The sequence below is a fragment of the Azospirillum brasilense genome (assembly GCF_001315015.1).
In the GTDB taxonomy this organism is placed as follows: domain Bacteria; phylum Pseudomonadota; class Alphaproteobacteria; order Azospirillales; family Azospirillaceae; genus Azospirillum; species Azospirillum brasilense.
Map to the genome: position 1 here is coordinate 182,803 of NZ_CP012915.1, position 23,986 is coordinate 206,788.

A 23,986-nucleotide genomic window follows, 5' to 3' on the forward strand; every position below is an offset into this window, starting at 1 on the left:
CCTTCACGCCCCGCCGAGGATGCGGTCGGCGTTGCTGTTCAGATCGCGGGTCAGGGCGGCCAGCCCGCCGCCGCGCAACGTGTTCTGGAACTCCGAGCGTTGGGTGGCGAGCTGGCTGACCGTGCCCTTCGCCAGCACGTCGAGGATGCGCCAGCGGTCGCCTTCCGGCCGCAGCAGGTAGCTCAGTCGCACCGGCGTCTTGCCCGCGCGCACCAGATCGGTGTCGACCAGCAGCATTCCGCGCGGTGCCGGCCGCTCACCGACGATCTCAAGCCGCTGGCCGTCGTAGCTGTCGAACCGGTCGACATACTGGGCGGCGCTGCGCCGCGCGAAGGCGTCCAGCGCCTGCCGCTTCTCCGGCTCCGCCGACTGGTCGAAATAGGGGGCTGCGGCGACGCGGAGCGCCGCTTCCAGGTCGAAGGTGTCGAGCATCACCGGCAGGAAGCGCTGGAGCCGTGCCCGCGCCGGCTCCCGTCCCGCGGCCTCCCGCATCAGGGACAGGATGGCCTCGTTCAGCCGCGCCACCGTGGCGCGGGCGCCCGGCGTGGTGCCGGCTGCGGTGCCGGGGGCTTGCTGCGCCACGGCGGGGACCGGCAGCAGGCCAGCCGCCAGGACGGCCAGCGCGAGCGCGGCGCGCATCCATGTTCGGCGTGAGAAGGACCCTGTCATCGCGGTGCGCCCCGTCCTGTTCCGGCAAGAGTCGACGGAAAATCTGCCCGTTCGGGGCAGGAGGATTCAACCGTCCGTGTGGGATGTAACAGCGTCCGGCCCGGTCTATCCTCTTGCGCGATGCTGTCGAAGGGAGGTGTCCGGATGGGTGGACCGGCGAAGAGGGCAAGCGGATGGATGCCGATCCCGGACCATCCGCTGTATGGCTGCGACGCCATCACCCTGCTGACCGTGCTGGCGCGCAATGGCGGGCCGCGGGGGCGCGGCTGGCCGACGGCGCTGGCGGCGTTGGCCTCGGCCGTCGGGCGCGCGCCGTTTTCCCTGGCGGAAGCCGGCTGGGTGGCGGCGCGGCGGCGGAAGGGCGCCGGACTGCCGCCGCCGGTCTTCATCTTGGGCCATTGGCGCAGCGGCACCACCCATCTCTACAACGTGCTGAGCCGCGACCCGCAGTTCGGCATCATCGACCCCTTCGCGGTCGGCCTGCCCTGGGACATGCTGGGGCTGGGCTCGGTCCTGCGGCCGCTGCTGGCCCGCGCCCTGCCGGAGCGGCGCTACATCGACAACGTGCCGGTCAAGGCCGACAGCCCGCAGGAGGATGAGATCGCGCTGGCGAACATGTCGCCGGTCTCCTTCTACCACGGGCTCTATTTTCCGGAGCGGTTCGACGAGAATCTGCGCCGCGGACTCTATTTCGACGGCTGCACGGCGGCGGAGCGGGACGCCTGGAAGCGCCGCTTCCTCTATTTCCTGGAGAAGGTGTCGATCGCCCAGGGCGGGCGCTGCATCCTGCTGAAGAACCCGGTCTACAGCGCGCGGGTCGCCATGATGCGGGAGATCTGGCCCGACGCGCGCTTCATCCACATCCACCGCGACCCGCGGGCGGTGTACGTGTCCACGGTCGGCTTCTACCGGACGCTGCTGGCGCGGCTGGCGCTCCAGCCGCACGGGCACATCGACGTGGAGCGGGTGGTGCTGGACCACTACCCGCGCATCATGCAGGCGCTGATCGACGACACGGCGGACCTGCCGGCGAACCGCTTCGCCGAGGTGCCGTTCGAACGCTTCGAGCGCGCGCCGCTGGAGGAGGTGGAGCGGCTGTATCAAACGCTGGAGCTGCCGGGCTACGCGGCGGCGCGCCCGAAGTTCGAGGCGTATCTGGGGGCGGTGAGCGACTACGCGAAGAACCGCCACCGCCTGTCCGACGAAGGGCGCGAGCGGGTGGACCGCGAATGGGCGCCCTTCGTCGCGCGCTGGGGGGCCGGTGTGGCGTGAGGGCCTTTGCCCCCTCCCTAACCCTCCCCCGCTTTCGCGGGAGAGGGGACTGCCGCCGCTCCGCTCAAAATTCCCTCCCTCGCCAAAGGCGGGGGAGGGTTAGGGAGGGGGCAATCGCACTCCTCCTTCTCACTTTCCTCACCCACCCCGCCTACGCTACCTGCCGCACGGTCTCCGTCACCGCCGACCGCGCCCCCGTCATTGGCATCGAGGACATGGCGCTCGACGCCGCGCGCGGTCAGGCGGTGCTGTCCGCCTACGACCGCCGGGCCGGAACCACGGGCGGGCTCTATCTGCTGAACCTGCAATCCATCGACGCGCCGACCGCCGCCGCCATCCCGCTCGCCACCGGCCTGCGCCCGGCGGGCATCGACCTGCGCGCGGAGCCGGATGGCGCGCGCTCCCTGCTCGCCGTCCGCCGTCACGAGGACGGGTCGGCGACGGTCGAGCGTTACCGCCTGGACGGCGCCACCCTGACCCACCAAGGCACCGTCACCAGTCCGTTGCTCTGCCGGGCCAACGACGTGGCCTTCCTCGATGGTGAGCGTTTCCTGTTCACCAGCAGCCACGGCGGCTGCGGCTGGAGTGCCGTGATCGAGGACAACGTCCTCGGCGGGCGCCACGGCTTCGTCGGCCTCGTCGAGAACAACGAGGCGCGCGTCCTGATCGGCGGGATCGGCTTCGCCAACGGCCTGTTTCCCGACCCGTCCCACGACCGGCTGATCGTCGCCGCCACGCGGGAGGACGCGCTGCTCGTCTACCGCCTGTCCGATCCGCAGGCGCCGCAGCAGCGAATCGCCGTGCCGGGCGGGCCGGACAACCTGACGATGGCCCCGGACGGCCGCCTGTTGGTGGCGCTGCACCCGTCGCCGGTCCGGTTGGCGCTGCACCGCTACGGCTGGCCGGGCGGGGCGGCGGCGCCGACCCGCGTCGCGGCGCTCGGCCCCAGCGGGGTGGAGATCCTGCTGGACGAGGACGGGCGGCGCTTTCCCGCCGCCACGGTCGCCGTCTCGTGGAACGGGCGGCTGGTCATCGGGTCGGTGACCGCACCGGGGCTGCTGGTCTGCGACGAAGCCGCCAGCGGTGCCACAGGATCATCAGCGCCGGCAGAACCACCAGCGACGAGATGACCGTGTAGGTGATCGACACCGCCAGCAGCACCCCCATGCTGGACAGCCCGCGGTGATTGGACAGCGCCAGCGTGGCGAAGGCGGTGCTGGTGGTCAGCGTGCTGACCAGGACCGCGCGCGGCGTGCTGGTCACCAGAAGCTCGATGCCGAAGGCGCTGTCCGACGCGCCTTCCCGCACCAGATCCTGCCCGCGCGTGACCATGTGGATGCTGCTCGACACACCGAGCGCGAACAGCAGCGGGATGACGATCACGTTGGCGAAGTTGAAGGGGATGTCCAGCAGCCCGGCGGTTGCCATCGTCCACAGGGCGGCCAGGATCAGCGGCGCCAGGATCAGCACCATCCCGGTCACCGAGCGCTGCACGGCGACCAGCAGAAGCACCATCAGCACCAGCGTCAGCGCCGTCGCCTCCAGGAAGGAGGAGCCGACGACCCGGGCCGCCTCCGTCACCGTCACCGGGGCACCGGTGGCGTTGGGCGCCACGGCCAGCACCGCGTCGGCGAAGTCGGCCATCGCGCGGCTGTCGGAGATGTCGTGCGTGGGCAGCACCTCGACGCGGGCACGCCCGTCCGCGGCGATCCAGCGGGCCTTCAGGCTGTCCGGCACGTCGGCGGCGGTCACCGGCTGCTCCACCGCCATGCCCTCGCGCAGCCGGTCGAGCAGCGGCGGCACGCCCCCGGTCAGCGCGCCGTCGAGCGTGGCGAACTGCGTCGGCCGGACGCGGGCCAGCGCGCGGTCGAGGCTTTGCACGGCAGTGCGAAGCTCGGGCTGTCCGTCGCGCTTGTCCGTCCGATAACCGTCCAGCACCGTCTTCAGCGTGGCGACGGCGCGCTCCAGCCCGCCCTGGTCCAGCGCCGCCGACTCCACCGGAGCGGTCAGGCTGGGGCCGAGCAGCAGCGACATGTCCGCCAGGATGGGCAGCTTTGCCTCCTGGTCCTTGGGGATGAAGCTGGCGAAGGTGCGCACGCCGCCGGATTCCGGCAGGCCGCGCAGCCGTTCGGCCAACGCCTGTGCCGCCGCGAGGTCCGGCGTCAGGATGTTGACGGAATAGGGCGAGGTGCGCGGGGTGGTTGCCAGATCGCGGTAGGTGGCGACGGCCTCGGTCGTCTCGTCCTGCAGGTTCAGCGGGTTGACGTCCAGCCGCACCAGCGGCAGCGCCGCCATGGAGAGGACGGCGCTGGCTCCTGCCAGGGCGAGGATGGCTCGGTGGTGGCGGCTCACCCAGCCGGCGAAGCCGCGGTCCTCGCGCTCCGGCGCGGGGACACCAGGGCCGGGGCGCAGCAGGACGATCAGGGCGGGCAGAAGGCTGAGGCTGATGAGCAGGGCCACCACCATGCCGACGGCGGAAATGACGCCGAACTCCGCCAGCCCCAGATAGGCGGTCGGCACGAAGGACAGGAAGCCGATGATGGCGCACAGGGTGCTGAGGACCAGCGCCGGCCCGACCGCCCGCACCGCCTCGATGGCCGCGGCCAGCGGCGGCAGGCCGCGGCGCAGCTCCTCCTGGTAGCGCAGGCCGAGATGCCCGCCGTAATCGTCGCCCAGCCCGAAGAACATCACCGCACAGGTGACAGAGATCAGGTTGAGCCGTCCGACGGTCAGGGCCGCCGCCCCGGCGCTCAGCGTCAAACCCAGCAGCAGGACCACCATGATGCAGGCGATCAGCCGCCCCGACCGCATTCCGGCGATCAGCACCGCGGAGACCAGGATGAAGGACAGGATGGTGGCGAGGCCGGCGCTGTTGGCCACCGTGTCCAGCTCCGTCTGGCGCAGCGGCACGGCGCCGGTGACCCGCATCTCGACCCCCTGGCCGACCGGCTCCGCCATCACCGCGCCGATGGCCTCGTGCACCGCGGTCACCGCGGGGCGCCCGCGCCCGAAGGAGCTGTTGTCCAGAATGGGCCGGGCCAGGACGAAGCGGCGGTTGGCCGCCCGGTCCTCCTCATCCGCGGCCTGAACCAGCCCGGTCCAGGACAGCGGCACCGGATGGCCGTCCGCCACCGTCGCGGTGCTGACCGCCAGCCGGTTCAGCAGTTCGGCGGGGGTGGCCGGAGCGCCCTCGTCCGCGTGGGTCAGGATCAAGTCCAGCAGGTCGGCCAGACCCTGAAGGTTCGGGGCGGCGTTCAGCGCGCCCAGCGCCGCCTGCGCCCCAGCGAGCCGGGTGGCCAGATCCTGCAATTTTTCCGTGTCGAGAAAGAGCAGGCCGTAGCGGTGGAAGTACGGGTCGGCGGATGGCACCTCCACCGCCGACAGCACGTCCGTACGGGCGGACATGCGCTCCGCCAGACGTACGGCGGCGGCATCTGACTGGTCGGGAGACGGGCTGTCCACCACCACGACGATCTGGTCGTCGGCGAAGGGGAAGGCCTGCCTGTACTCCTCCGTGTGCTGGCGGAAGGCGGTGTCCGGCGCGATCATGTCCGACGTGCTGGTGCTCATCGTCAGATTGTCGGCGGAATACCAGCCGGCCAGGACGGACAACAGCACCCAGACGCCCAGCGTCACCTTCGGCTTTCGGCAGGACAGGGCACCCAGGCCCCCGATCATGGCGCGGCCGAAGTCCGCCATCCGGTCCAGGACACCTTGCCGTTCTGTCACGCTGTACGTCTCCCTCGAAAGCGTACGCAGTCTGCCAGGACAACCTCTGGCACCCAACGTACGCTACTGTATGTTACTTCCAACCAATGGGCGAACCGCGGCACCTCGTTACCCAGATACCTCCACCATGGGGAATACCGGGGCAAAGTACCGGGGCAAAGCGGGAGCGCCGATGCAAGACCACAACGCAAGCACAACCTTGCGGGTCCAACGGGCCGAGCCGTCGGCGAAGGCCGTGAGCGACGCCGTGGCAGAGGCCACGGACGCCCTGATCCGCCGCCAGCAGGCCGACGGCCATTGGGTGTTCGAGCTGGAGGCCGACGCCACCATCCCATCCGAATATCTGCTGCTGCACCACATCCTGGACGAGATCGATCCGGAGCTTGAGGCCGGGCTGGCCGCCTTCATCCGCGGGCGGCAGGGCAAAGACGGCGGCTGGCCGCTGTTCTTCGGCGGCGCCATGGACATCAGCTGCAGCGTGAAGGCCTACTTCGCGTTGAAGGCGGCGGGAGACAGCCCCGATGCGCCCCACATGTGCCGCGCCCGCGAGGCGATCCTGGCGCGCGGTGGGGCGGCGCGCTGCAACGTCTTCACCCGCATTCTGCTGGCCCAGTTCGGGCAAATTCCCTGGCGGGCGGTGCCGGCGATGCCGGTGGAGGTGATGAACCTGCCGCCCTGGTCGCCCTTCCACATCTCCCGCATTTCCTACTGGTCGCGGACGGTGGTGGTGCCGCTGCTGGTCGTCATGGCGCACCGGCTGCGCGCCCGCAACCCCCGGGGCATCGGCATCGCGGAGCTGTTCACCGAGCCGCCGGAGCGGGTGCGCAACTGGCACAGCAACAACAACCGCGGCGGCTGGGCCACGCTGTTCCGGGCGCTCGACGCGGCGCTGCACGCGGTGGAGCCGCGCCTGCCCGCCAACGGACGCCAGACGGCCATCGACCGCGCCGTGCGTTTCGTGACGGAGCGGCTGAATGGCGAGGACGGGCTGGGCGCCATCTTCCCGGCGATGGTCAACGCCGTGCTGATGTTCCATTGCCTGGGCATGCCGGCCGACCATCCCGACGCGGCGACGGCCCGTCGCGCGCTGCGCGGGCTGGTGGTGCGGCAGCCGGGGCGGGTCTATTGCCAGCCCTGCCTGTCGCCGGTCTGGGACACCGCGATCATCTGCAACGCCCTGCTGGAAACCGGCAGCCCGCTGGCCCGCGCCGCGGCCCGGCGCGGGGCGGACTGGCTGATCGACCGGCAAATCCTGGACGTCGAGGGGGATTGGGCGTGGCAGCGGCCGGGGCTGGCCTCGGGCGGCTGGGCCTTCCAGTACAACAACGCCCATTACCCGGACACCGATGACACCGCCATGGTGGTGATGGCCTTGCAACGGCTGGACGCCGACCGCTACGGCGAGCCGATCCGCCGCGCGCGGGATTGGATCGTCGGCATGCAGAGCCGCAACGGCGGCTGGGGCGCTTTCGACGCCGAGAACCAGCACGACTTCCTCAATCACATCCCCTTCGCCGACCACGGCGCCTTGCTCGACCCGCCGACCTCCGACGTGACGGCGCGCTGCGTCATGATGCTGGCCCGGCTGGGCGAGGGGCGCGACACCGTGCCGACCCGCCGCGGCCTGACCTTCCTGGAGCGCGAGCAGGAAAGCGACGGGGCCTGGTTCGGGCGCTGGGGCACCAACTACGTCTACGGCACCTGGTCGGCGCTGGAGGCCCTGAACGCCGCCGGGGTGCCGCACTCCGCTGTGGCCGTGCAGCGCGCCGCCCAGTGGCTGCTGACGCACCAGCGCGCGGACGGCGGCTGGGGCGAGGACGGGGCCAGCTATTGGGCCGGCAACCCGCGTGGCGAGGGGGCGGTCTCCACCGCCTCGCAGACCGCCTGGGCGCTGCTCGGGCTGATGGCCGCCGGCAAGGGCAACCATCCGGCGGTCGACCGCGGCATCGAGTATCTGCTGTCGGCCCGCGACGCCGAAGGGCTGTGGAGCGAGGAGCCCTTTACCGCGGTCGGCTTCCCGCGCGTCTTCTACCTGAAATATCATGGCTATGCGGCGAGCTTCCCGCTGTGGGCGCTGGCTCGCTACCGGGCCTTGAGGGCGTGAAGGAGCGGATGTGAAGGCGGCGGCGGTTCTGGCCGCGGCGCTGACCGTGACCGTTCAGGGCGTGCGCAACGGCGACGGGCAGATCGTCCTCGCCGTTTGCGAGGAGGCGGCCTATCCGGCTGGGCGCTGTGCCTTCCGGCTCACCGCCCCGGCCGCGGAGGGTTCGGTGCGCGTCACCGTGCCGGATGTGCCGTTGGGGACCTACGCATTGCGCGTCTACCACGACGAGAACGGCAACGGGCAGTTGGACCGCAACCTTCTCGGCGTGCCGCGGGAGGGCTTCGGCTTCGGCAACGACGCCCCCGTGCTCCTGGCGCCGCCGAGCTTCCGCGACGCCGCCGTGACGGTGGGGGAGAATGGTGTGGAGACGGCTTTGACGCTCCGTTACTGGATATCGCCATAGGGAGGCGTGATGGCCGCCGCGATCCTCACCGGCATGGCGTTGGAGGCCCGTCTGGCCCGCCGCAGCGGAATGCCCGTCGCCTGCGCCACGGGGGACGCCGCCGCCGCAGCTGCGCATCGTCTGTTGGAGGACGGAGCCTGCGGGATCGTCAGCTTCGGTATCGCGGGGGGCTTGGCGCCCGACCTGCGGCCCGGCTCGCTGGTCCTGGCGAGCGCCGTCGTCGATGAGGGCGGCGCTGTCTTTGAGGCTTGGCAGCCCTGGCGGGATCGCCTCCACAACACCTTGCCGCAGGCGCACTCCGCGTTGATCGCCGGTGCCCGCATGCCCGTGGTGACGGTCGGTGACAAGGCGCGGCTGAGGGCGCTGACCGGTGCTGCGGCGGTCGATCTGGAGAGCCTTGCCGTCGCGCGGGCTTGCCAAGCCTGGGGGCGGCCCTTCGCCGTGCTGCGCGCGGTCGCCGACCCGGCGTGGCGGGCTCTGCCCACGGCGGCGCTGGCCGGGCTGAACGGCGAGGGGCGCATCACCCCCGGCGCCGTGCTGGCACGGCTGACCGCCAACCCCAGCCAGCTCGTTGCGCTGGGCCGGCTGGCCTGGGACCTCGGCCGCGCCCTGGCGGCGCTCCGCCGGGCGGCCGGCGCCTTTCCAGCCGATCTACTCGGCAGCGGTCCGCTCGGCCTCGATCCGGCGCAGCGTGTCCGCGACGTGGCGTGAGAAGACCTCCTCCGCTGGGCGCTGGCGGTCCAGCGGGAACTCCGGTGCCATCGGCCCGTCCGTGCGCGGCCCGCGCAGGCTGACCGCCAGCGCCGCCAGGGGATTGCGCAGCGTGTCCTCCACCGCGGTCGGCTCATAGCCGCTGTGGACCATGCAGTCGGCGCATTTCTCGTAATTGCCGGTGCCGTAGGCGTCCCAGTCCGTCTCCTCCATCAGCGCCTTGAAGGTCGGGGCGTAGCCCTCGCCCAGCAGGTAGCAGGGGCGCTGCCAACCGAAGACGTTGCGCGTCGGGTTGCCCCAGGGCGAGCAGCGGTAGCTGCGGTTGCCGGCCAGGAAATCCAGGAAGAGGGACGATTGCGAGAAGCGCCATTTCCGGCCCCGTCCGCGTGCAAAGACGTCGCGAAACAGTTCCTTGGTCTTGCGGCGGTTCAGAAAATGCTCCTGGTCGGGCGCGCGTTCGTAGGCGTAGCCGGGCGACACGGTGACGGCGTCGATGCCGGCGGCCATGGCCTCGTCGAAGAAGGCGGCGACCTTCTCCGGTTCCGCCCCGTCGAACAGGGTGCAGTTGATGTTGACGCGGAAGCCGCGCGCCTTGGCGGCGCGGATCGCCGCGACGGCGCGGTCGTAGACGCCCGGCTGGCAGACAGCCTTGTCATGCTCCTCCCGCCCGCCGTCCAGATGGACCGACCAGGTGAAGAAGGGGCTGGGGGTGAAGCGGTCGAGCCGCTTTTCCATAAGCAGGGCGTTGGTGCAGAGATAGACGAACTTGCGCCGCTCCACGATGCCGGCGGCGATGGTGTGGATCTCGGGGTGCAGCAGAGGCTCCCCACCGGCGATGGAAACCACCGGGGCGCCGCATTCGTCCACCGCTCCCAGGGCATCCTCTACGGACAGGCGGCGGCGCAGGATCGGGTCGGGATAGTCGATCTTGCCGCAACCCGCGCAGGCGAGGTTGCAACGGAACAGCGGCTCCATCATCAGGACCAGCGGGAAGCGCCGGTTGCCCTTGAGGCGCTGGCGCAGCACATAGGCGCCAACCAGCGCCGCCTGGATCGCGGGAACGGCCATGGCTATGCCTCTCCCAGCCCATCATGGATCGCCGTCTGGTGAATCGCCGTCATGCGCTCGTCCCTAAAATTGCGACTCGCTCCAGTTTGGAGCGTCCGGGGACGCATGGCAGGTAGCTTACTGTATGATACTTGCCGGAGCGTGGCGCGATCCGGCGGCGCGACCGCACCCGTACGCTCCGTCCCGGTGGCCGGAAAGCCTGTAAGACGTACGGGGATACGTACGCACCCAGCGGTGCAAATCCCGGCGTGTATGTCAGGGCTGAGGGGGCTTGCGGTTGCTACTTGCGGTTTTGGCGGGCTTGGCCTTGTGGGATTTGGTCTTGTGGGGTTGGGCGAGATGCCTCAGCTCCTCGTACCGGCTCAGAAAGAGCGCGTAGGCCCGGTCCGGACCGACCGGGACGATCCTGTCCGGATGGGGAGCCGGGAGATGCCCCCAATCCAGCCAGGCGGGCGGCAGGAGGTCGCGCAGTTCCGTCGCCATGCAGACAAGGTCGGCCTGCTTGATGGCCGGCGCCTCGTCATCGAAGCCGAACCAGCGGCGCAGCGCGTCCTTGACCGGATGCAGCCGCTGTTTGACGTAGTCGCGGTCCAGCATCACCTTGACCGGCGATGGCCAGTCGCCGAGGAATTCCTCGCAATCGTGCATCAGCGCCGAGTAGGCCAGGGCCGGTGGCACCAGACGCGAGACCATCACCGAATGCTCGGCGACCGAATACCAGGGTCGCGCCGCGCCGCCCCAACGCGGCTGGGATGACAGGCACTGGGCGATGTCCTCGATCGGCATGCCCGTGGCGTCCGGCGTCAGCAGGTCGAGGACGAAGCCGGACGGCATCAGAATGGCGGTGCGCCCGTCCGGTCTCTTGAGAAGGTCGAGTTGCATCGTTGGTGGCTGTTCCAAAACCGTGAGCGCGGTGCGGGGCCGCTTTCAAGGGCTTGTCCCGTCCGCCGGCCTCAATCACTGGCCTGATCATTGGCTCGGACGGGTTTAGCAGATCGTGGACGGCGCGGACAACGCACCCCGGCGCAGGGCCGCCATCGGCCGCGGCGGTCCGCCACACGGCCGTCTCAAAGGTTGCATAAATTACAAAATTTGCATTATTTACGGACTTTTCCAGTCATTGCCAGCGATGTAACGTATGCCTGCGTTTTCTCAATGCAACGACACGGATAAGGATGGCCGCGCCGATGCTGAACGAACCTGCGAAGGATGGGGTGCTGAACCGCAGCATCAACGATCTGCGCGTCCTGCTGATCGAAGACGACGACTTCACCCGTCGGCTGATGAGCCGCCTGCTCCAGGATTTGAAGGTTCGCCACGTATGGGAGGCGTCGGACGGCGTGTCGGCGCTGGCCATCTTGCGTGACCATCCGGAAAAGGTCGATCTCGCCATCTGCGACCTGGAAATGCCGCGGATGAGCGGGTTGGACCTGCTGCATGCCCTGCGGACGGCCACGGGCAACCCGCTGGCCGACCTTCCGGTGATCGTGCTGACCGCCCATCGCGAGGCGGACACCGTCAAGCGGGCCATCGCCTATGGCATCTCCGGCTATCTGGTGAAACCGGTATCGAAGGCCGACCTCGTGAAGCGGCTGGCCTTCGTGCTTCAAAAAGGCCGTTGAGAAGGCTTCTGAAATCATAGGGTGTGATCGGTCAGAAACTCACCTGTTTGATGCAATCAGATATTGCGGGAACGGATGTGAGGGGACACCTTCCTTTCAGACACCCCCTCTGACCGGAGACGCTGTGTTATGCCGGGGACCGTCCGGCCCATCCCAGGTCCGCTGCGGATCGCCTCGAATCCCATCGTGGACCGCCGCGAGGAATTGGCGCGCGCCATCGTCGCCATTCAGTTCGAGCGCTGGCCGGCGCTCTACGCCCGTTATGGCGAGGCCGGCCGGGAGCGCTGCGTCGAGGATGTCGGCTTCCACCTTCTGTATCTTGCGGAGGCGGTGGCGAGCGACAGTCCGGCGCTGTTCCGCGAGTATGTGGCCTGGGTCAAGATCCTCTTCGCCGGGATCGGCATTCCGGACGAGGAACTGGGCGAAAGCCTGGAAATCCTCCGCGACGTGGTGGCCGTCCGGGTCGATTCCGCCACGGCGGCGCGCGTGCGCGCCTGCGTGGGGCAGGGGCTGACCGCGCTGCCCGGCCTGCCGAGGGAGGTGCCGCCCTTCGTCCGGCCGGACGCGCCGTTCGGCGCGCTTGCGCGCTCCTATGTGGACGCGCTGCTGGCCGGCGACCGGCGGCGGGCGGCGGCGCTGGTGACGGAGGCCACGGCCGCCGGGGCAACGGTGCCCGACCTCTATCTGCATGTGTTCCAACCCGCCCTGCGCGAGATCGGGCGGCTCTGGCAGACCCGGGCGATCACCGTGGCGCACGAGCATTTCGCCACGGCCGCCACCCAGGCGATCATGGGACAGCTCTACCCGGCGATCTTCGCCGCCGAGCGGCGCGGCCTGTCCATGGTCGCCACCTGCGTCGGCGGCGAGCAGCACGAGATCGGCATCCGCATGGTCGCCGACTTCTTCGAGATGGCCGGCTGGGACAGCCATTATCTCGGCGCCAACACGCCCGCGGACAGCGTCGTCCGGTCGGTGCGGGAGCGGGGTGCCCGCGTCCTGGCGGTGTCGGCGACCATCACCGCCCATGTCGGGCGGGTTGCGGCCCTCATCGCCGCGGTGCGCGCCGAACCCGGAGAGCCGCCGCATGTGCTGGTCGGCGGTTACCCTTTCAACCTTGTTCCCGACCTGTGGAAGACGGTCGGCGCCGACGCCTTCGCGCCCGGCGCGGAGGAGGCCGTCGCCATTGCGGAGCGGCTGATCCGGCCCGTGGCTCCGGACTTGGCCGCCGGAGTGGCGTGATGCGTGTTTCCGTGATGCATGCGGCTTGAAGGAGAGGGCATGGACGGGTTGGTCCTGACCTGCGACCACGATGGGCGGCTGCGCGCGCTGCACAGGGTGGGCTCCGGTTTGCCGGGTTTGACGGGAAAGCCAGGCACCCCCTTTCCGGTGCTGTTCGGCCCGGACGCTGTGGCGGGCGCGCTGGACCTGTTCAGCGGCCTGCGGAAGTCCGGCCGGACGATCGACCAGCCCGTACCCAGCCGGATCGACCCCGCGGGAGTTTTCCATGTCAGCGGGCTCGGCGATGCGGAGGGGCTGGTGTTGGCGGTGGCGCGGGCACCCGGCGGGCTTTCGGCCCTGCTGGAGGAGCTGGAGGCGCTGAACCCGCGGCTGGCCCGGCGGCTTGCCCCTTTGCGGTCGGCGGTGCCGGCGCCGGCGGTCCCCTCCGCGGACACGCTGTTCGACGAGATGACCCTTCTCAACAACGAGCTTGCCAACGCCCAGCGGGCGCTCGCCAAGGCCAACGCCGAACTGGCCGCCAGCAACGAGCAGAAGAACCGGCTGATGGGCATGTTGGCCCACGATCTGCGCACACCGCTCCAGGTCGTCGTCGGCTTCGCGGAACTGCTGGAGCAACGGCTGGACGGGCGGCTGGAGGCGACGGAGCGCGCCTGCCTGGAGCGCATCCGGGAATCCAGCCTGTCGATGCGCCACATGGTGGAGGATGCGCTGTCCCTGGCGGCGCTCCAGGCGGGGCGGCTGCGCCTGGCGCGGCGGCCGTCCGATCTGGCGGCGCTCGTCCGGCGGAACGTCTCGATGAATCGCGTGTTGGCCGAGGGCAAGACCATCACCATCGAGCTGTCCGTGCCCGAACGCCCCTTGCCCATGGCCGACATCGACCCGGCCAAGCTGGATCAGCTGCTCAACAACCTTCTGTCGAACGCCGTCAAATATTCCGACCGGGGCGGTCGGGTCCGCGTCGCCCTCAGTGAGGTTTCGGACGAGGCGCCGGGCGAGACCCCGTGCGAGGGTGGCGGCCGGGCGCGCCTGCGCGTGTCCGACGAGGGGCGGGGCATTCCTCCGGCCGAGCTGGCGCAGCTCTTCCAGCCCTTCGCCCGTACCGGCCGGTTGGGCACGGAGGGAGAGGGAACGGTCGGACTCGGCCTGTACATCTGCCGGTCCATCGTCGAGGGGCATGGCGGGCGCATCACCGCCGATTCGGCGCCGGGACGCGGCTCGACCTTCACCGTGGACCTGCCGTTGGTGGCATCATCCCCTTGAGAAACGGCACATTCCACAGATGGGCTGGCGCGCCGACTGGCGATGCTGTAAAAGTAGCCCCTACGATGTTGCGACGCGAAAGGTCCATGGGTTTACCCTTCCGCCGTTTCGGGCGGCCTCCGTGGGGAGCGCCGTGAGCGACGGCCGACCTCCCGACACGTCCCCGGACCGTCAGGCTCCGGAGGGCGTTGACCGCGGCGACGCCGCGACCACCGGCTTCCCGCCGGTGAACCCCGCTTCGGCGGTGCTGGATGATTTCCTGAACCACGATCACGGCGCGCGGATCGCGCTGGGTGACCTTGTGGGCATTCTGGGCGACCGTGCCTTTGGCGCCCTGCTTCTGATCCTGTCCATTCCGAACATCCTGCCGGTGCCGGGCCTGTCCACGGCGACGGGCCTGCCGATGCTGCTGATCGGCGCGCAGATCGCCGCCGGGCGTGATCGCCCCTGGCTGCCGCGCCGGCTGGCCGCCCTCACGCTCGACCGGGACGCCTTTTTGCGGGTGATCGCGAAGGCGAAGCCGCACGTCGATCGGCTGGAGCGGCATCTGCGCCCGCGCCTGCCGGCGATGACCGCCCCCATGGCGGAACGGCTGCTCGGCGTGGCCGTGATGATCCTGGCCGGAATCCTGGCCCTTCCCATCGTCTTCGGCAACCAGCCCCCGGCGCTGGCCATCGCGCTGATCGCGCTGGGGTTGATCGAGAAGGATGGGGCCTTCGTCGTCGCCGGCCTCGTCGCCGGGCTGATCGCCATCGTCATCGTCGCCGCCGTCCTGTTCGGTTTCGGGCAAGCCGGCATGCTGATTTTCGATAAACTGTCTTCATAAGAGGGAGCGCCCACGGGCTCGACGCCATGATTTGGGAAGTACTGGTCATCATATTGCTGATCCTGCTGAACGCCTTTTTCGCGATGTCGGAAATGGCGCTGGTGTCGTCGCGACGCGCGCGGCTTCAGCAGATGGCCGAGGAAACACGCAGCAAGGGCGCCCGCGCCGCGCTGAAATTGTCGGAGGACCCCGGCAACTTCCTCTCCACCGTGCAGGTCGGCATCACGCTGATCGGCATCATCGCCGGCGCCTATGGCGGCGCGACCCTGGCCGACCGGCTGGGCACGGTCCTGGACGCCAACGTCTCCTGGATCGCCCCCTACGGGCAGCAGGTCGGCTTCGCGCTGGTCGTCGCCGCGATCACCTACCTGTCGCTGATCGTCGGCGAGCTGGTGCCCAAGCGCATGGCGCTGGTGAACGCGGAGCGCATCGCCGCCGGCGTGGCCGGTCCGATGAGCGTCCTGTCGCGCATCGCCATGCCGTTGGTCTGGCTGCTCGGGGTCTCGACCGAAGGCTTGATGAAGCTGCTGCGCCTGCCCACCGCGCGCGAGCAGACCGTCACCGAGGAGGAGGTCAAGAGCCTCATCAAGGAGGGCACGCAGACCGGCGTCTTCGAACCCGCCGAGCGGCAGATGATCGAAGGCGTGTTCCGGCTGTCCGACCGCACCGCGCGGTCGATCATGACGCCGCGCCCGGACCTCGTGTGGATCGACCTCAACGATCCGCCCGACGCCATCGCCAAGGAGATCCAGGCCAGCGGCTATTCCCGCTTCCTGGTCTGCCGCGGCGACGTGGACGAGGTGCAGGGCATCGTGTCCAGCAAGGCGCTGCTCAACCAAGCGCTCCAGGGGCGCAGCTTCGACCTGCGCGACGCCATGGTGGACCCGCTGATCGTCCATGACGGCACCCCCGTCCTGCGGCTGCTGGAGCTGTTCAAGCAGGCCAGCATCCACATGGCCGTGGTGGTGGACGAGTATGGCAGCGTCGAGGGCATCGCCACCGTGACCGACATCATGGAAGCCATCGCCGGCGAATTGCCCGAGCAGGGGCAGGAAGGCGACGGCTTCGCGGTTCAGCGTGAGGACGGCTCCTGGCTGGTCGACGGCATGACCCCGGTGGAGGAGGTGGAGTCGCTGGTCGGCGTGAAGGGCTTGAAGGGCGAGGGCGACTACCACACCATCGCCGGCTTCATGCTCGACCGGTTGGGCCATGTGCCCACCGCCGCGGAGCATTTCCACTGGAACGGCCTGCGGTTCGAGGTCGTCGACATGGACGGCCGGCGCATTGACAAGGTGTTGATCCAGAATCAGGACGAGGCCGAGACGGGCGCGGGTGCGTAACCCGCCGCGCGCGTCGCTACGACCTGGAAGGCCATGACCGGCGCGCATGGCCCGACAGGAACACAGAATGTTTGCAGGGAAAGTCAGGCGGCGAGGGAGAGGCGGCGCCCAGCCGCTTCGGCCCCTTGAACCCTGCCGGCCCGCGACGCCAGTTACGGGCCGCCGGCCCGTTGCCGCCTCCGTCCTGCGAACGGCGTCGTCACCTCAGAGTCGCGTAGAAGGCGCAGTTGCCCACATAGCTCGTTCGCAGCGCGGGTGGCAGAAGCTCCCTCAGCGCCGGAGACTGCGCCTTCAGGAGCTTTCGCATCGCCAGCTTCTGTTCGCATGACAGTTGGCTGTTCTGGTGGACGAGGTCGAGAATTCCCAGACCTTCGTTGAAGCCGGCTTTCAAGGGATCCGCGCCATCCCTCATCGCGGCCGTCGCCGCGGCCGCGTGTCCGTTGATGGCTGCCGTGACCAGGACGAGATGAAATGCCTTGTCCTTCTCCGAAAGCCACTTGCTGGGATCGTCATAATCCATGATCTCCACCGTCTTGGCATTTTCCGCCGACAGGCATTTCACCATCTTGTGGGCGGGCTGTGCCGGCCGGCCGTCATATTCGAGGTGCTGAGCCAACGTCGCGTCGAGCCGGTTGTATTTCATGCGGAATTTAATCTTCGGAAACTTCTCGACGATGAACACGACGTTTCCGTCCCCCTCGTCAACGTACTTTCCCAGGTAACCACCCATCAGATAGCCTTCGCGGGGCGTCTGCCGCGCATCGCTCATGCCGTCGCTGATTATCTGCAGGAACTCACCCGGACGGTGGATTGTGTAGATCGTCCGTCCGCAGTCCGCGCTGCTTCTGCTCCAGCCGCCCTCGATGGCCTTAATCGGGAGGGAGCCTTTCTCCCCCGCTGGGGGCGTCGTGTTGGCGATGGTCCGGGCGTTGGAGGCGGAATCCCGGAAATCCTGCGGACGCACGTTCACGAGCACCTCGACGTGGCGTCCTTTCAGACGCTCGGGCGCTCTCAGCCGCTTGCAGGTCCTGAAGGTCTGGATAAGGGATTGGGCAACGCTCCGGTAAACCGGATCGGCCATCGCGCTGCGGTCGGTGAGCGAGATGCCGGAGTATTTTCCCTCCTCATCGAAGAACAGGCGGGCCGGGATCGCCCGGCCGTTGAGCCTGGCGAGTTCACCTGCGCTCCAGCAATCGGCCAGGTTCCCCGTCAACTCGGTGATCTCGGCCTGGGTGAACGGGCTGGCTGCGTCCTGGGCCATCGAAGGGGTGCTGAAAGCCGCCAGAAGCAGCAAGGACGCCAACAACACTGTCTTCAAAATCGTCTCCAACGCCGTGCAATGCTTGTGGAATGACCGGCTTGGCCGGCGTCATTGCCGGCTCACATCGATGCACTGCTTCAGCGCGCCGGCAAAAACCTCCTCCATCCCGGGAAGTTTGAATTCCAGATTGGTGGAGGCAAGAATCCCCGTCCCGGTCATCGCCCGCACCTGCCGGTCGACGATGTCCGCCATCTGATTGCAGATCTGCATGCATATGAAATTGCCGCTGGTTTCGCATTGCTGCCGGACGCCGTAGATCCGGATGTAGGTCTTCTTCGGATAAAGCCCGAGGGCCACCATCGAACGCCACTCGGCCTGGGCTCTTTCCTTTTGAGCGCGGCATTCGGTGTCGGCCATGCACCGTTCATAGGCTTCCTTCGCGCGCTTCTGGCGAGCGATCTCCTCCTGGCGAAGCTGCTCCTGCTGCGCCATCTTCCGGCGGGCCTCCTCTTCGGCTTGCCGGGCCTTTTCCCGCTCGGCGGCGAGGCGGGCCTCCTCTTGCCGAGCGAGCGCGGCGTTCCGGTCGGCGATCTGACGCTTGCACTCCTTCACATTGCCTTCCAACGCCGCCACCTTGTCCTGCTGCACATAGGCGTCAAGGTCGCCGACGCACCGCCGCTCCTCGGCGCTTGTCGCCGCAAACAGCCGCTTGGCTTCATCGTAGGTTTTCAGCACCCCGTTGAACTCGCCGTATATCGTCTGCCTCAGATCATTGGCATTGTACTGCGCCGGATTGCTTCGTGATTTCTTGTCGATGTCATTGAATTTGGCACGTGCGTTCTGGAAAATTATCTTCGCGGTCCGGGACGATATCCTGCGCTGGCTGACCGCCGCGGCGAGCGCTTCGGTGAATGCCACCATTTCGTCCTGGATCGACTGCAACGTGGGATTCGCATGTCCCGGCATGAACTCACGGAGATTGGCGGTGTAGCATTGTGCGAAGCTGACAAAGTCCGAGCCGCCGTGGCTTTCGCACAGCATGATCATCTCGCCGACGCTTGCGTAGTTCCTCGCCGAAACATTGGCCGCCGTGCACAGCATCATCGCCGAGCCGAGGGCTATCGCGCCCAAGATCCGCGTCGCGGTCCAAGAGTTCTCTTTTGCTGCCATGGTCGCGGATCTCACCTGATCGAATCGTTGCGTGTTGTCGGGACGAGCGCGGGACGCCCGGCACGGGGGAAGCGGCCGGACGGACGTCCCGCGCCATCCGGCTGCCAGCCATATATGAAGCAGTGCTTAGTGAATTATGCTATGCAGTGATGCGTTAATGGGTCGTTAAAGGGGCGGCGGTGGCGCCTGTGGCGGAACGTGGCTATTGTCACCGCCGGCGGTACGGAACGGATTCAGACAGACGCAATGGTCCAGAAACTATCCATGACGGGGTTGGCGACGGTCGTGGAGAACACGTCGCGCCTGCTGCACGCTTCGGGACATGCGGAAGGGCTGTATCCGGCCCAATGGGTGGCCCTGCGCTATTTCGCCGAGGCGCCGGAGACGCACCGCACCGCATCGGCGCTGGCGCGCTATCAGGATCTGGCGATCGCCAGCGTGGCGCGCACCGTCGTCACGCTGGTGGACAAGGGCTTGCTGAACAAGCTTGCCAACCCGCGCGACGCGCGGGCGGATCTGTTGGAATTGACGGACAAGGGCCGCGATCTGCTGAGGCGTGACCCGCGCCACGTGCTGGAGCGCGCGCTTGCGGAGATGCCGAAAGACGATGCGGAAGTCTACGCCCGTGTGGCGACGCGACTCCTGCAACGTCTCCTGGAGTTGCGGCAGGGGAAGACCGACGTGTGATACCGTCGCGCGTAAGTCCTGACTTACGCGCGACGGTAAGGGCCGCGACGGCGGCCCCTCAGGCTCATGCCTGCGAAGGCAAGCGGCCGGACGGCCGCGTCCGCCGTCTGAGGCTTTGCGCTTGATTGTGTGATTCTATCGAACGGCGTCGCGCTGCCGGATCGCGGCGATCAGGTCAGCGTTTTCGAACGGTTTGTAGAACACCTGGTCGGCCCCCCAGGTGCGGGCCATCGCCGCCGTGCTTTCGATGGGAATGCGGGCGGCTCCACCCGTAATGATAAAGACGGGGGTCTGGGGGGTGGTATCGCGCATCCTCTGTAGCAGATCGATGCCGTTCAAATGCGGCATCCACACATCCGCAACGATAAAATCGAAAACCTCAGATTGCAATTTGGCAAGAGCGACTTCGCCATCGGGCGCTTCGTCAACATCGTATCCGGCGTCCTCCAGGCTGGTGCGGAGCGAGTAGCGGACGTTCTCGGCGTCGTCGACGATCAATATCTTCATAGCCTTCCCGCTCAGCAGTGCTCTGCAAGGGTTAGCACGAAGCGTGCCCCTTGGGGAGCCTGCGTCACGAGGCGGATGCCGCTGCCGCGCCGCAGCAGCAGGTCCTGCACCACCGCCAGACCGAGCCCCGTTCCCTGCCCATGGGGCTTGGTGGTGAAGAAGGGCTCCATGACGCGCTCCGCATCGGGGGCGGGGATGCCCGGACCGTCATCCTCGACCGTCATGGTCACGAACCCGCCGGCGGGCCGCCCGACGCGGATGCGCAAATGGCCTTTCTGGCCGGTGGCGTCCAGCGCATTGACGGCGAGGTTGGTGACGATCTGCCCGATCTCCGTCCGGGTCAGGCGGACCGGAACCTCGGAGACCTCGCTGGTCAGGGTTGTGGTGAAGGTGGGCGGCAGGGTGGCGTCCAGAAGGGCGGTCACGTCGCGCACCGCGGATACCAGTTCCGCTCCCTCCTCGTCGCGGTCGCTGCCGCGGGCGAAGGACAGGACCTGACGCACCAGCTTGGCGGCGCTGCGGGCGCTGTCCTCGATGATGGCCAGCGCGCGGCCCAGGCGCTCCGGGCGCGTCGCCGCGTCCGACCGCGCCTGCTGGCTGAGATTGAGGACCGGATGAAGCAGGTTGTTCAGTTCATGGGCCATGCCGCCAGCGATCTCTCCGATGGCCACCATGCGGCGCTGGTGCTGGTCCGCCTGCTCCTTCCGGCGCTGCTCCGTCACGTCCTGAACGATGGCGATCATCGTCTCGCCCGATGGCGAGGCGGAGGCCGGCTTGACCATCCAGGCCAGCGTCCGCCCGGCCCGCTCGACATCCACCTCCAATCCCTGACCGTGCGTCAGGCGGCGGGCGACGGGGGCGATGTCGGGATCGAAGCGCCGGAAGGTGCGGTTGGCGAAGGCAACCCTCACCCCGGCTTCCCGTCGCCGCTCCAGCAGGGCGATGCCCAGCGGTGCCTCCTCGATGGCGCGCACCAGTTGCGCGTTGCGCCCGAGCAGTTCCATGCGCGTGCTGCCCAGGGCCCCCAGAAGCAGCCCCGTGGCTCCGGCGGCCAGCATGAAGACCTGGAGATCAACGGCCTCAGACGGGGCCAGCGTCCCATGCATGGTCAGCACGAGTCCGCCGTTGGTCAGGAAGGCGGTCAGCGTGGAGGCGGCGAACCCCCACAGGAATCCCGCCGTCGCGATGGGCAGGATGAGCAGGAAGACCGCGCTGGCCGGCGTGGCCATCCGGTCGTGCGTCAATGACCAGGCCAGAAGGCCGGCGGCGCTGAGCGCGGCTGCCCGCAGGACCGTACCCATGTCCGGCGACAGCCAACGGTCCACCTCGCCGGGCGGCGGCCGGATCAGGCGGAAGATGGCCAGGAACACGGGCGTGCAGAGCAGAAGCCCCGACAGGTCGCCCAGCCAGTAGGCGAAGTTTACGTTGCCCGCGATGGCGATGCGCTGCGCCGTGATGGCCTGCACCGCCGTGGTGGACAGAACGAGCAGGAGGGAGACGGCGGCCAGCGCCGCGACCATGAAGACACCGATGCCCTTCGCGCTTCCGAAGACGTCTCCTCCCAGCCCCCGCCGCAGGGCAAGCCCGGTGGCGCCCACCACGAGCGCCTGCGGGATGATCAGCAGGCTGAAACCGTTCACCGTCCCATAGACAAGCAGGTCGGACGGGATGAGGAGAAAGGGAAGGGCGGCCGGGCCGCCGTACAGCACGAAAGCCAGCATCAGCCCGATGGGCGGGTACCAGGCGCTTGCGTTGGGCGCCACCTCGAACAGCCCGGCGGCCCGGTACAGGATCACCTTGAACACGAGGTAGAGCAGGGCGGCCGACAGCAGACGGGCAAGGCGCAGACGGCTCATGGCGGCGTCACAGTTCGGTGACGCCACTCTTCGGGATGCGGACCTCGCGGTGAACCGACATGCTGAGCAGCAACCCCACGCCGATCATCAGCGTCATCATCGCCGACCCGCCGTAGGACACCAGCGGCAGCGGGATGCCCACCACCGGGATCAGGCCGGTCACCATCGACACGTTGACCATCACGTAGAGGAAGAACTGCGCGGTCATGCCGACCGCCACCAGCCGGGCGAACTGGCTGCGGCAGCTCAGCGCGATGACCACCCCGTAGATGAACAGCATCAGGTAGAGCGCCAGCAGGATCAGCGCGCCGACCATCCCGAACTCCTCCGCCAGCACCACGAAGATGAAGTCGGTGTGCTTCTCCGGCAGGAACATCAGCTGGCTCTGCGACCCGGACATGAAGCCCTTGCCGAACAGGCCACCCGAACCCAGGGCGATCTTCGACTGCAGGATGTTGTAGCCGGCGCCCAGAGGGTCGGTCTCCGGGTCGAGGAAGGTGTAGACGCGCTGCTTCTGGTAATCGTGCAGGAATTCCCAGGCGACGGGGATGGTCGCCAGTCCGCCGCCGATGACCACTAGGAACTTCCAGATCCTCACGCCCGCGGCGAAGAAGACGGCCCCGCTGCCCATGATCAGCAAGAGCGAGGTGCCCAGATTCGGCTGCATCAGCACCAGTGCCACCGGGACGAAGACGAGCAGCAGTGGCGGGATCAGCAGCAGCGGGCGGCCGATCTGGTCCAGCGAGATGCCGTGGAAGTAACGGGCCAGCGCCAGGGTCAGGGCCGGCTTCATCAGCTCCGACGGCTGAAGCTGGAAGAAACCCAGGTCGATCCAGCGCTGGGCGCCCATGCCGATGCGGCCCATCAGCTCCACCGCCACCAGCAGGCAGAGCACGATCAGGAAGATGGCGTAAGCCGACTTCATCAGATGCCGCACGTCGACCAGCGCGATCATCAGCATCAGGACCAGCCCGGGGACGGCGCGCACGAGCTGCGGCTGTGCCCAGGGCCGCCAGTTGCCGCCGGCGGCCGAGTAGAGCAGGGCCACCCCGACCGACGTGATGATGCAGACCAGGAGCACCAGCCCCCAGTTGATCATGCGGAACTTGCTGCCGAGCGTCAGTTCCGGGCGCTGCGGGGCCAGCCCGCCCGACCCGTGGTTCGAAAGGACCGCGACCATGAGGAAACGTTCGTTGTGTCCGGGGGCGTCCGTGCCGGAAGGGCAAGCGGCGGCGCCTTGCGCGGCGGATACTGCACCAGCGCCGCCCTTCGGTAAAGCCGCCCGGTCCTCCGCCCCGCAAAAGGCACGGGGATCATGCGGCCCGAGCGGGATCGTTCCAAGGCTTCCTTGATCAGCGATCGAAGAGGCCCATGCCGCATGGTGTCACATTCGGATGGTGATGGCCCGGATGGTAATGGCTCGGGGGGACCACAGTGACGGTGTCGACGACTTTGTAGCTGAAGTCGACAGTGCCGTCGGGCGGGCCGAAACCCGCATCCGTGAGGCTGTAGTCGATGCTGCCGCCAAATTCGATGGAGTGGGTGCCGACACCGAGGCCTTTGATGACGCCCCAATATCCACCGGCGAAAGCGGGTTGTTGCTCCGTCCCGGCGGGCCTCAATCCAAAAAGGTCGTACCCGACGTCGCCCGGCTCCACACTGCCCAGAGAGAACGGCCCGGACTCCACATAGCTGTTGTCCAACGGGACCGGCTTGCCATCGACGAGAAGAAACTTGTCTTGTACGTAGCTGTTCTTCCAGTCGTAAATGTATTGTTCGACTTTATCGATCGTGGGAACTTTGCTCTTTCCGAGATACGCCTCGTAGTCGGGGACGGTTTCTGCGGTGTTGATAACCGGAACCAGGATCGCGTCGTTGGCGGGGACTTCGAACGCTCTGCTTTGCGTCGTGACCCCATCAATGGCCGTGCCGGTGTTCCCAGCAATCCCGGCCAGATAGAACATATGGCTGTCGGGCATATGCCCAGCGGAAGCATAGGCTCCCGTTGTGTCCTCAAACGGATTTGCTCCACCGTTGCGGTCAAGATCGACAGACCAGCGCCACCAGTCCTTTGTCACCTGAGCCAAGGACTGGCCTTTTGGCTGAGCTTTCACTGACGTCATGATGCTCTCCATTTTCAATGTGCCCTCTGCAGGCACTGGAGAGATTGCCCAGTTCCGATCCGCCTGTCTTGCTTCAGATTTCTCTAATGCAAATGACCTGGAGCGCGGTCATGAACTATCCGGAATTGAGATTTTCGTT

Annotated in this window: 21 protein-coding genes; 11 read left to right on the plus strand and 10 right to left on the minus strand. The window is 68.0% G+C overall.

Annotated elements, in window-relative coordinates; translation table 11 throughout:
- Window positions 1–3: 3 nt before the first annotated feature.
- Window positions 4–639 (minus strand): ABC transporter substrate-binding protein, encoded by a 636-nt coding sequence (locus AMK58_RS14590; protein WP_059399115.1) that lies wholly within the window; start codon window positions 637–639, stop codon window positions 4–6.
- 207 nt (window positions 640–846) lie between these two features.
- On the opposite strand from AMK58_RS14590, the gene AMK58_RS14595 reads away from it, so the two are divergent.
- Together AMK58_RS14595 and AMK58_RS29585 are read left to right on the plus strand one after the other, a co-directional pair.
- The gene (locus AMK58_RS14595) at window positions 847–1,941 is read left to right on the plus strand and encodes a sulfotransferase family protein (RefSeq protein ID WP_059399116.1); all 1,095 of its coding nucleotides are present in this window, start codon (window positions 847–849) and stop codon (window positions 1,939–1,941) included.
- Window positions 1,942–2,156: 215 nt separating this feature from the next.
- On the plus strand, window positions 2,157–3,071 hold the full coding sequence (locus tag AMK58_RS29585) for an SMP-30/gluconolactonase/LRE family protein (protein WP_079285388.1): 915 nt from the start codon (window positions 2,157–2,159) through the stop codon (window positions 3,069–3,071).
- Here the strand turns inward: AMK58_RS29585 and AMK58_RS14605 are convergent.
- Window positions 2,971–5,670: an MMPL family transporter gene (locus AMK58_RS14605; protein WP_079285389.1), complete on the minus strand. Its 2,700-nt coding sequence runs from the start codon at window positions 5,668–5,670 to the stop codon at window positions 2,971–2,973. The genes AMK58_RS29585 and AMK58_RS14605 overlap by 101 nt on opposite strands.
- Window positions 5,671–5,842: 172 nt before the next feature.
- Between AMK58_RS14605 and shc the strand changes: the two genes are divergently transcribed.
- Genes shc through AMK58_RS14620 form a run of 3 tightly spaced genes read left to right on the plus strand, consistent with a single transcriptional unit; the run spans window position 5,843 to window position 8,888 of the window.
- Entirely contained in the window at window positions 5,843–7,774 is a 1,932-nt protein-coding gene (gene shc, locus AMK58_RS14610) for a squalene--hopene cyclase (RefSeq protein ID WP_059399119.1), read from the plus strand.
- A 10-nt stretch (window positions 7,775–7,784) separates the two neighbouring features.
- The gene (locus AMK58_RS14615) at window positions 7,785–8,177 is read left to right on the plus strand and encodes a DUF2141 domain-containing protein (RefSeq protein ID WP_035677275.1); all 393 of its coding nucleotides are present in this window, start codon (window positions 7,785–7,787) and stop codon (window positions 8,175–8,177) included.
- 9 nt (window positions 8,178–8,186) lie between these two features.
- The gene (locus tag AMK58_RS14620; RefSeq protein WP_059399120.1) at window positions 8,187–8,888 is read left to right on the plus strand and encodes a phosphorylase family protein; all 702 of its coding nucleotides are present in this window, start codon (window positions 8,187–8,189) and stop codon (window positions 8,886–8,888) included.
- Here AMK58_RS14620 and hpnH read toward each other — a convergent pair.
- Window positions 8,829–9,956 (minus strand): adenosyl-hopene transferase HpnH, encoded by a 1,128-nt coding sequence (gene hpnH / locus AMK58_RS14625; protein ID WP_035677260.1) that lies wholly within the window; start codon window positions 9,954–9,956, stop codon window positions 8,829–8,831. The two genes, AMK58_RS14620 and hpnH, sit on opposite strands and share 60 nt — an antisense overlap.
- A 255-nt stretch (window positions 9,957–10,211) precedes the next feature.
- Entirely contained in the window at window positions 10,212–10,838 is a 627-nt protein-coding gene (locus AMK58_RS14630) for a hydrolase (RefSeq protein ID WP_035677259.1), read from the minus strand.
- 305 nt (window positions 10,839–11,143) lie between these two features.
- On the opposite strand from AMK58_RS14630, the gene AMK58_RS14635 reads away from it, so the two are divergent.
- The 5 genes from AMK58_RS14635 (at window position 11,144) to AMK58_RS14655 (ending at window position 16,243) form a co-directional block, all read left to right on the plus strand.
- A complete protein-coding gene (locus AMK58_RS14635) occupies window positions 11,144–11,578 on the plus strand; it encodes a response regulator (protein ID WP_035677271.1) in 435 nt (144 codons plus the stop codon).
- A 129-nt stretch (window positions 11,579–11,707) separates the two neighbouring features.
- Entirely contained in the window at window positions 11,708–12,817 is a 1,110-nt protein-coding gene (locus AMK58_RS14640) for a cobalamin B12-binding domain-containing protein (protein WP_059399121.1), read from the plus strand.
- Between the two features lie 39 nt (window positions 12,818–12,856).
- Window positions 12,857–14,077, plus strand: a complete 1,221-nt coding sequence (locus AMK58_RS14645) for a sensor histidine kinase (protein WP_051140487.1) — start codon at window positions 12,857–12,859, stop codon at window positions 14,075–14,077.
- A gap of 133 nt (window positions 14,078–14,210) precedes the next feature.
- Complete coding sequence (locus AMK58_RS14650; RefSeq protein ID WP_035677257.1) at window positions 14,211–14,903, plus strand: exopolysaccharide biosynthesis protein; 693 nt, start codon at window positions 14,211–14,213, stop codon at window positions 14,901–14,903.
- Window positions 14,904–14,929: 26 nt separating this feature from the next.
- Complete coding sequence (locus AMK58_RS14655; protein ID WP_035677254.1) at window positions 14,930–16,243, plus strand: hemolysin family protein; 1,314 nt, start codon at window positions 14,930–14,932, stop codon at window positions 16,241–16,243.
- 199 nt (window positions 16,244–16,442) lie between these two features.
- Here the strand turns inward: AMK58_RS14655 and AMK58_RS14660 are convergent, their stop codons facing one another.
- The gene (locus tag AMK58_RS14660; RefSeq protein WP_137165212.1) at window positions 16,443–17,546 is read right to left on the minus strand and encodes a hypothetical protein; all 1,104 of its coding nucleotides are present in this window, start codon (window positions 17,544–17,546) and stop codon (window positions 16,443–16,445) included.
- A gap of 66 nt (window positions 17,547–17,612) precedes the next feature.
- The gene (locus AMK58_RS14665; protein WP_059399123.1) at window positions 17,613–18,674 is read right to left on the minus strand and encodes a hypothetical protein; all 1,062 of its coding nucleotides are present in this window, start codon (window positions 18,672–18,674) and stop codon (window positions 17,613–17,615) included.
- Window positions 18,675–18,938: 264 nt separating this feature from the next.
- On the opposite strand from AMK58_RS14665, the gene AMK58_RS14670 reads away from it, so the two are divergent.
- Window positions 18,939–19,361: a MarR family winged helix-turn-helix transcriptional regulator gene (locus AMK58_RS14670; RefSeq protein ID WP_051140486.1), complete on the plus strand. Its 423-nt coding sequence runs from the start codon at window positions 18,939–18,941 to the stop codon at window positions 19,359–19,361.
- 135 nt (window positions 19,362–19,496) lie between these two features.
- Here AMK58_RS14670 and AMK58_RS14675 read toward each other — a convergent pair whose 3' ends face one another.
- The 4 genes from AMK58_RS14675 to AMK58_RS14690 form a co-directional block, all read right to left on the minus strand.
- Window positions 19,497–19,868 carry a response regulator gene (locus AMK58_RS14675; RefSeq protein WP_035677244.1) on the minus strand — a complete coding sequence of 124 codons (372 nt, stop codon included), beginning with the start codon at window positions 19,866–19,868 and terminating at the stop codon, window positions 19,497–19,499.
- 11 nt (window positions 19,869–19,879) lie between these two features.
- Window positions 19,880–21,724 (minus strand): ATP-binding protein, encoded by a 1,845-nt coding sequence (locus AMK58_RS14680; RefSeq protein ID WP_035677241.1) that lies wholly within the window; start codon window positions 21,722–21,724, stop codon window positions 19,880–19,882.
- Between the two features lie 7 nt (window positions 21,725–21,731).
- The gene (rodA, locus tag AMK58_RS14685; RefSeq protein ID WP_035677238.1) at window positions 21,732–22,904 is read right to left on the minus strand and encodes a rod shape-determining protein RodA; all 1,173 of its coding nucleotides are present in this window, start codon (window positions 22,902–22,904) and stop codon (window positions 21,732–21,734) included.
- 172 nt (window positions 22,905–23,076) lie between these two features.
- Complete coding sequence (locus AMK58_RS14690; RefSeq protein ID WP_137165211.1) at window positions 23,077–23,847, minus strand: hypothetical protein; 771 nt, start codon at window positions 23,845–23,847, stop codon at window positions 23,077–23,079.
- Window positions 23,848–23,986: the final 139 nt, after the last annotated feature.

Coding starts and splice junctions, on each gene's coding strand:
- AMK58_RS14630 (WP_035677259.1), bottom strand. CDS start 10,838: ATGCAACTCGACCTTCTCAAGAGACCGGACGGGCGCACCGCCATTCTG.
- AMK58_RS14655 (WP_035677254.1), top strand. CDS start 14,930: ATGATTTGGGAAGTACTGGTCATCATATTGCTGATCCTGCTGAACGCC.
- AMK58_RS14670 (WP_051140486.1), top strand. CDS start 18,939: ATGACGGGGTTGGCGACGGTCGTGGAGAACACGTCGCGCCTGCTGCAC.
- AMK58_RS14620 (WP_059399120.1), top strand. CDS start 8,187: ATGGCCGCCGCGATCCTCACCGGCATGGCGTTGGAGGCCCGTCTGGCC.
- AMK58_RS14645 (WP_051140487.1), top strand. CDS start 12,857: ATGGACGGGTTGGTCCTGACCTGCGACCACGATGGGCGGCTGCGCGCG.
- shc (WP_059399119.1), top strand. CDS start 5,843: ATGCAAGACCACAACGCAAGCACAACCTTGCGGGTCCAACGGGCCGAG.
- AMK58_RS14690 (WP_137165211.1), bottom strand. CDS start 23,847: ATGACGTCAGTGAAAGCTCAGCCAAAAGGCCAGTCCTTGGCTCAGGTG.
- AMK58_RS14635 (WP_035677271.1), top strand. CDS start 11,144: ATGCTGAACGAACCTGCGAAGGATGGGGTGCTGAACCGCAGCATCAAC.
- AMK58_RS14640 (WP_059399121.1), top strand. CDS start 11,708: ATGCCGGGGACCGTCCGGCCCATCCCAGGTCCGCTGCGGATCGCCTCG.
- hpnH (WP_035677260.1), bottom strand. CDS start 9,956: ATGGCCGTTCCCGCGATCCAGGCGGCGCTGGTTGGCGCCTATGTGCTG.
- AMK58_RS29585 (WP_079285388.1), top strand. CDS start 2,157: ATGGCGCTCGACGCCGCGCGCGGTCAGGCGGTGCTGTCCGCCTACGAC.
- AMK58_RS14590 (WP_059399115.1), bottom strand. CDS start 639: ATGCGCGCCGCGCTCGCGCTGGCCGTCCTGGCGGCTGGCCTGCTGCCG.
- AMK58_RS14595 (WP_059399116.1), top strand. CDS start 847: ATGCCGATCCCGGACCATCCGCTGTATGGCTGCGACGCCATCACCCTG.
- AMK58_RS14665 (WP_059399123.1), bottom strand. CDS start 18,674: ATGGCAGCAAAAGAGAACTCTTGGACCGCGACGCGGATCTTGGGCGCG.
- AMK58_RS14675 (WP_035677244.1), bottom strand. CDS start 19,868: ATGAAGATATTGATCGTCGACGACGCCGAGAACGTCCGCTACTCGCTC.
- rodA (WP_035677238.1), bottom strand. CDS start 22,904: ATGGTCGCGGTCCTTTCGAACCACGGGTCGGGCGGGCTGGCCCCGCAG.
- AMK58_RS14680 (WP_035677241.1), bottom strand. CDS start 21,724: ATGAGCCGTCTGCGCCTTGCCCGTCTGCTGTCGGCCGCCCTGCTCTAC.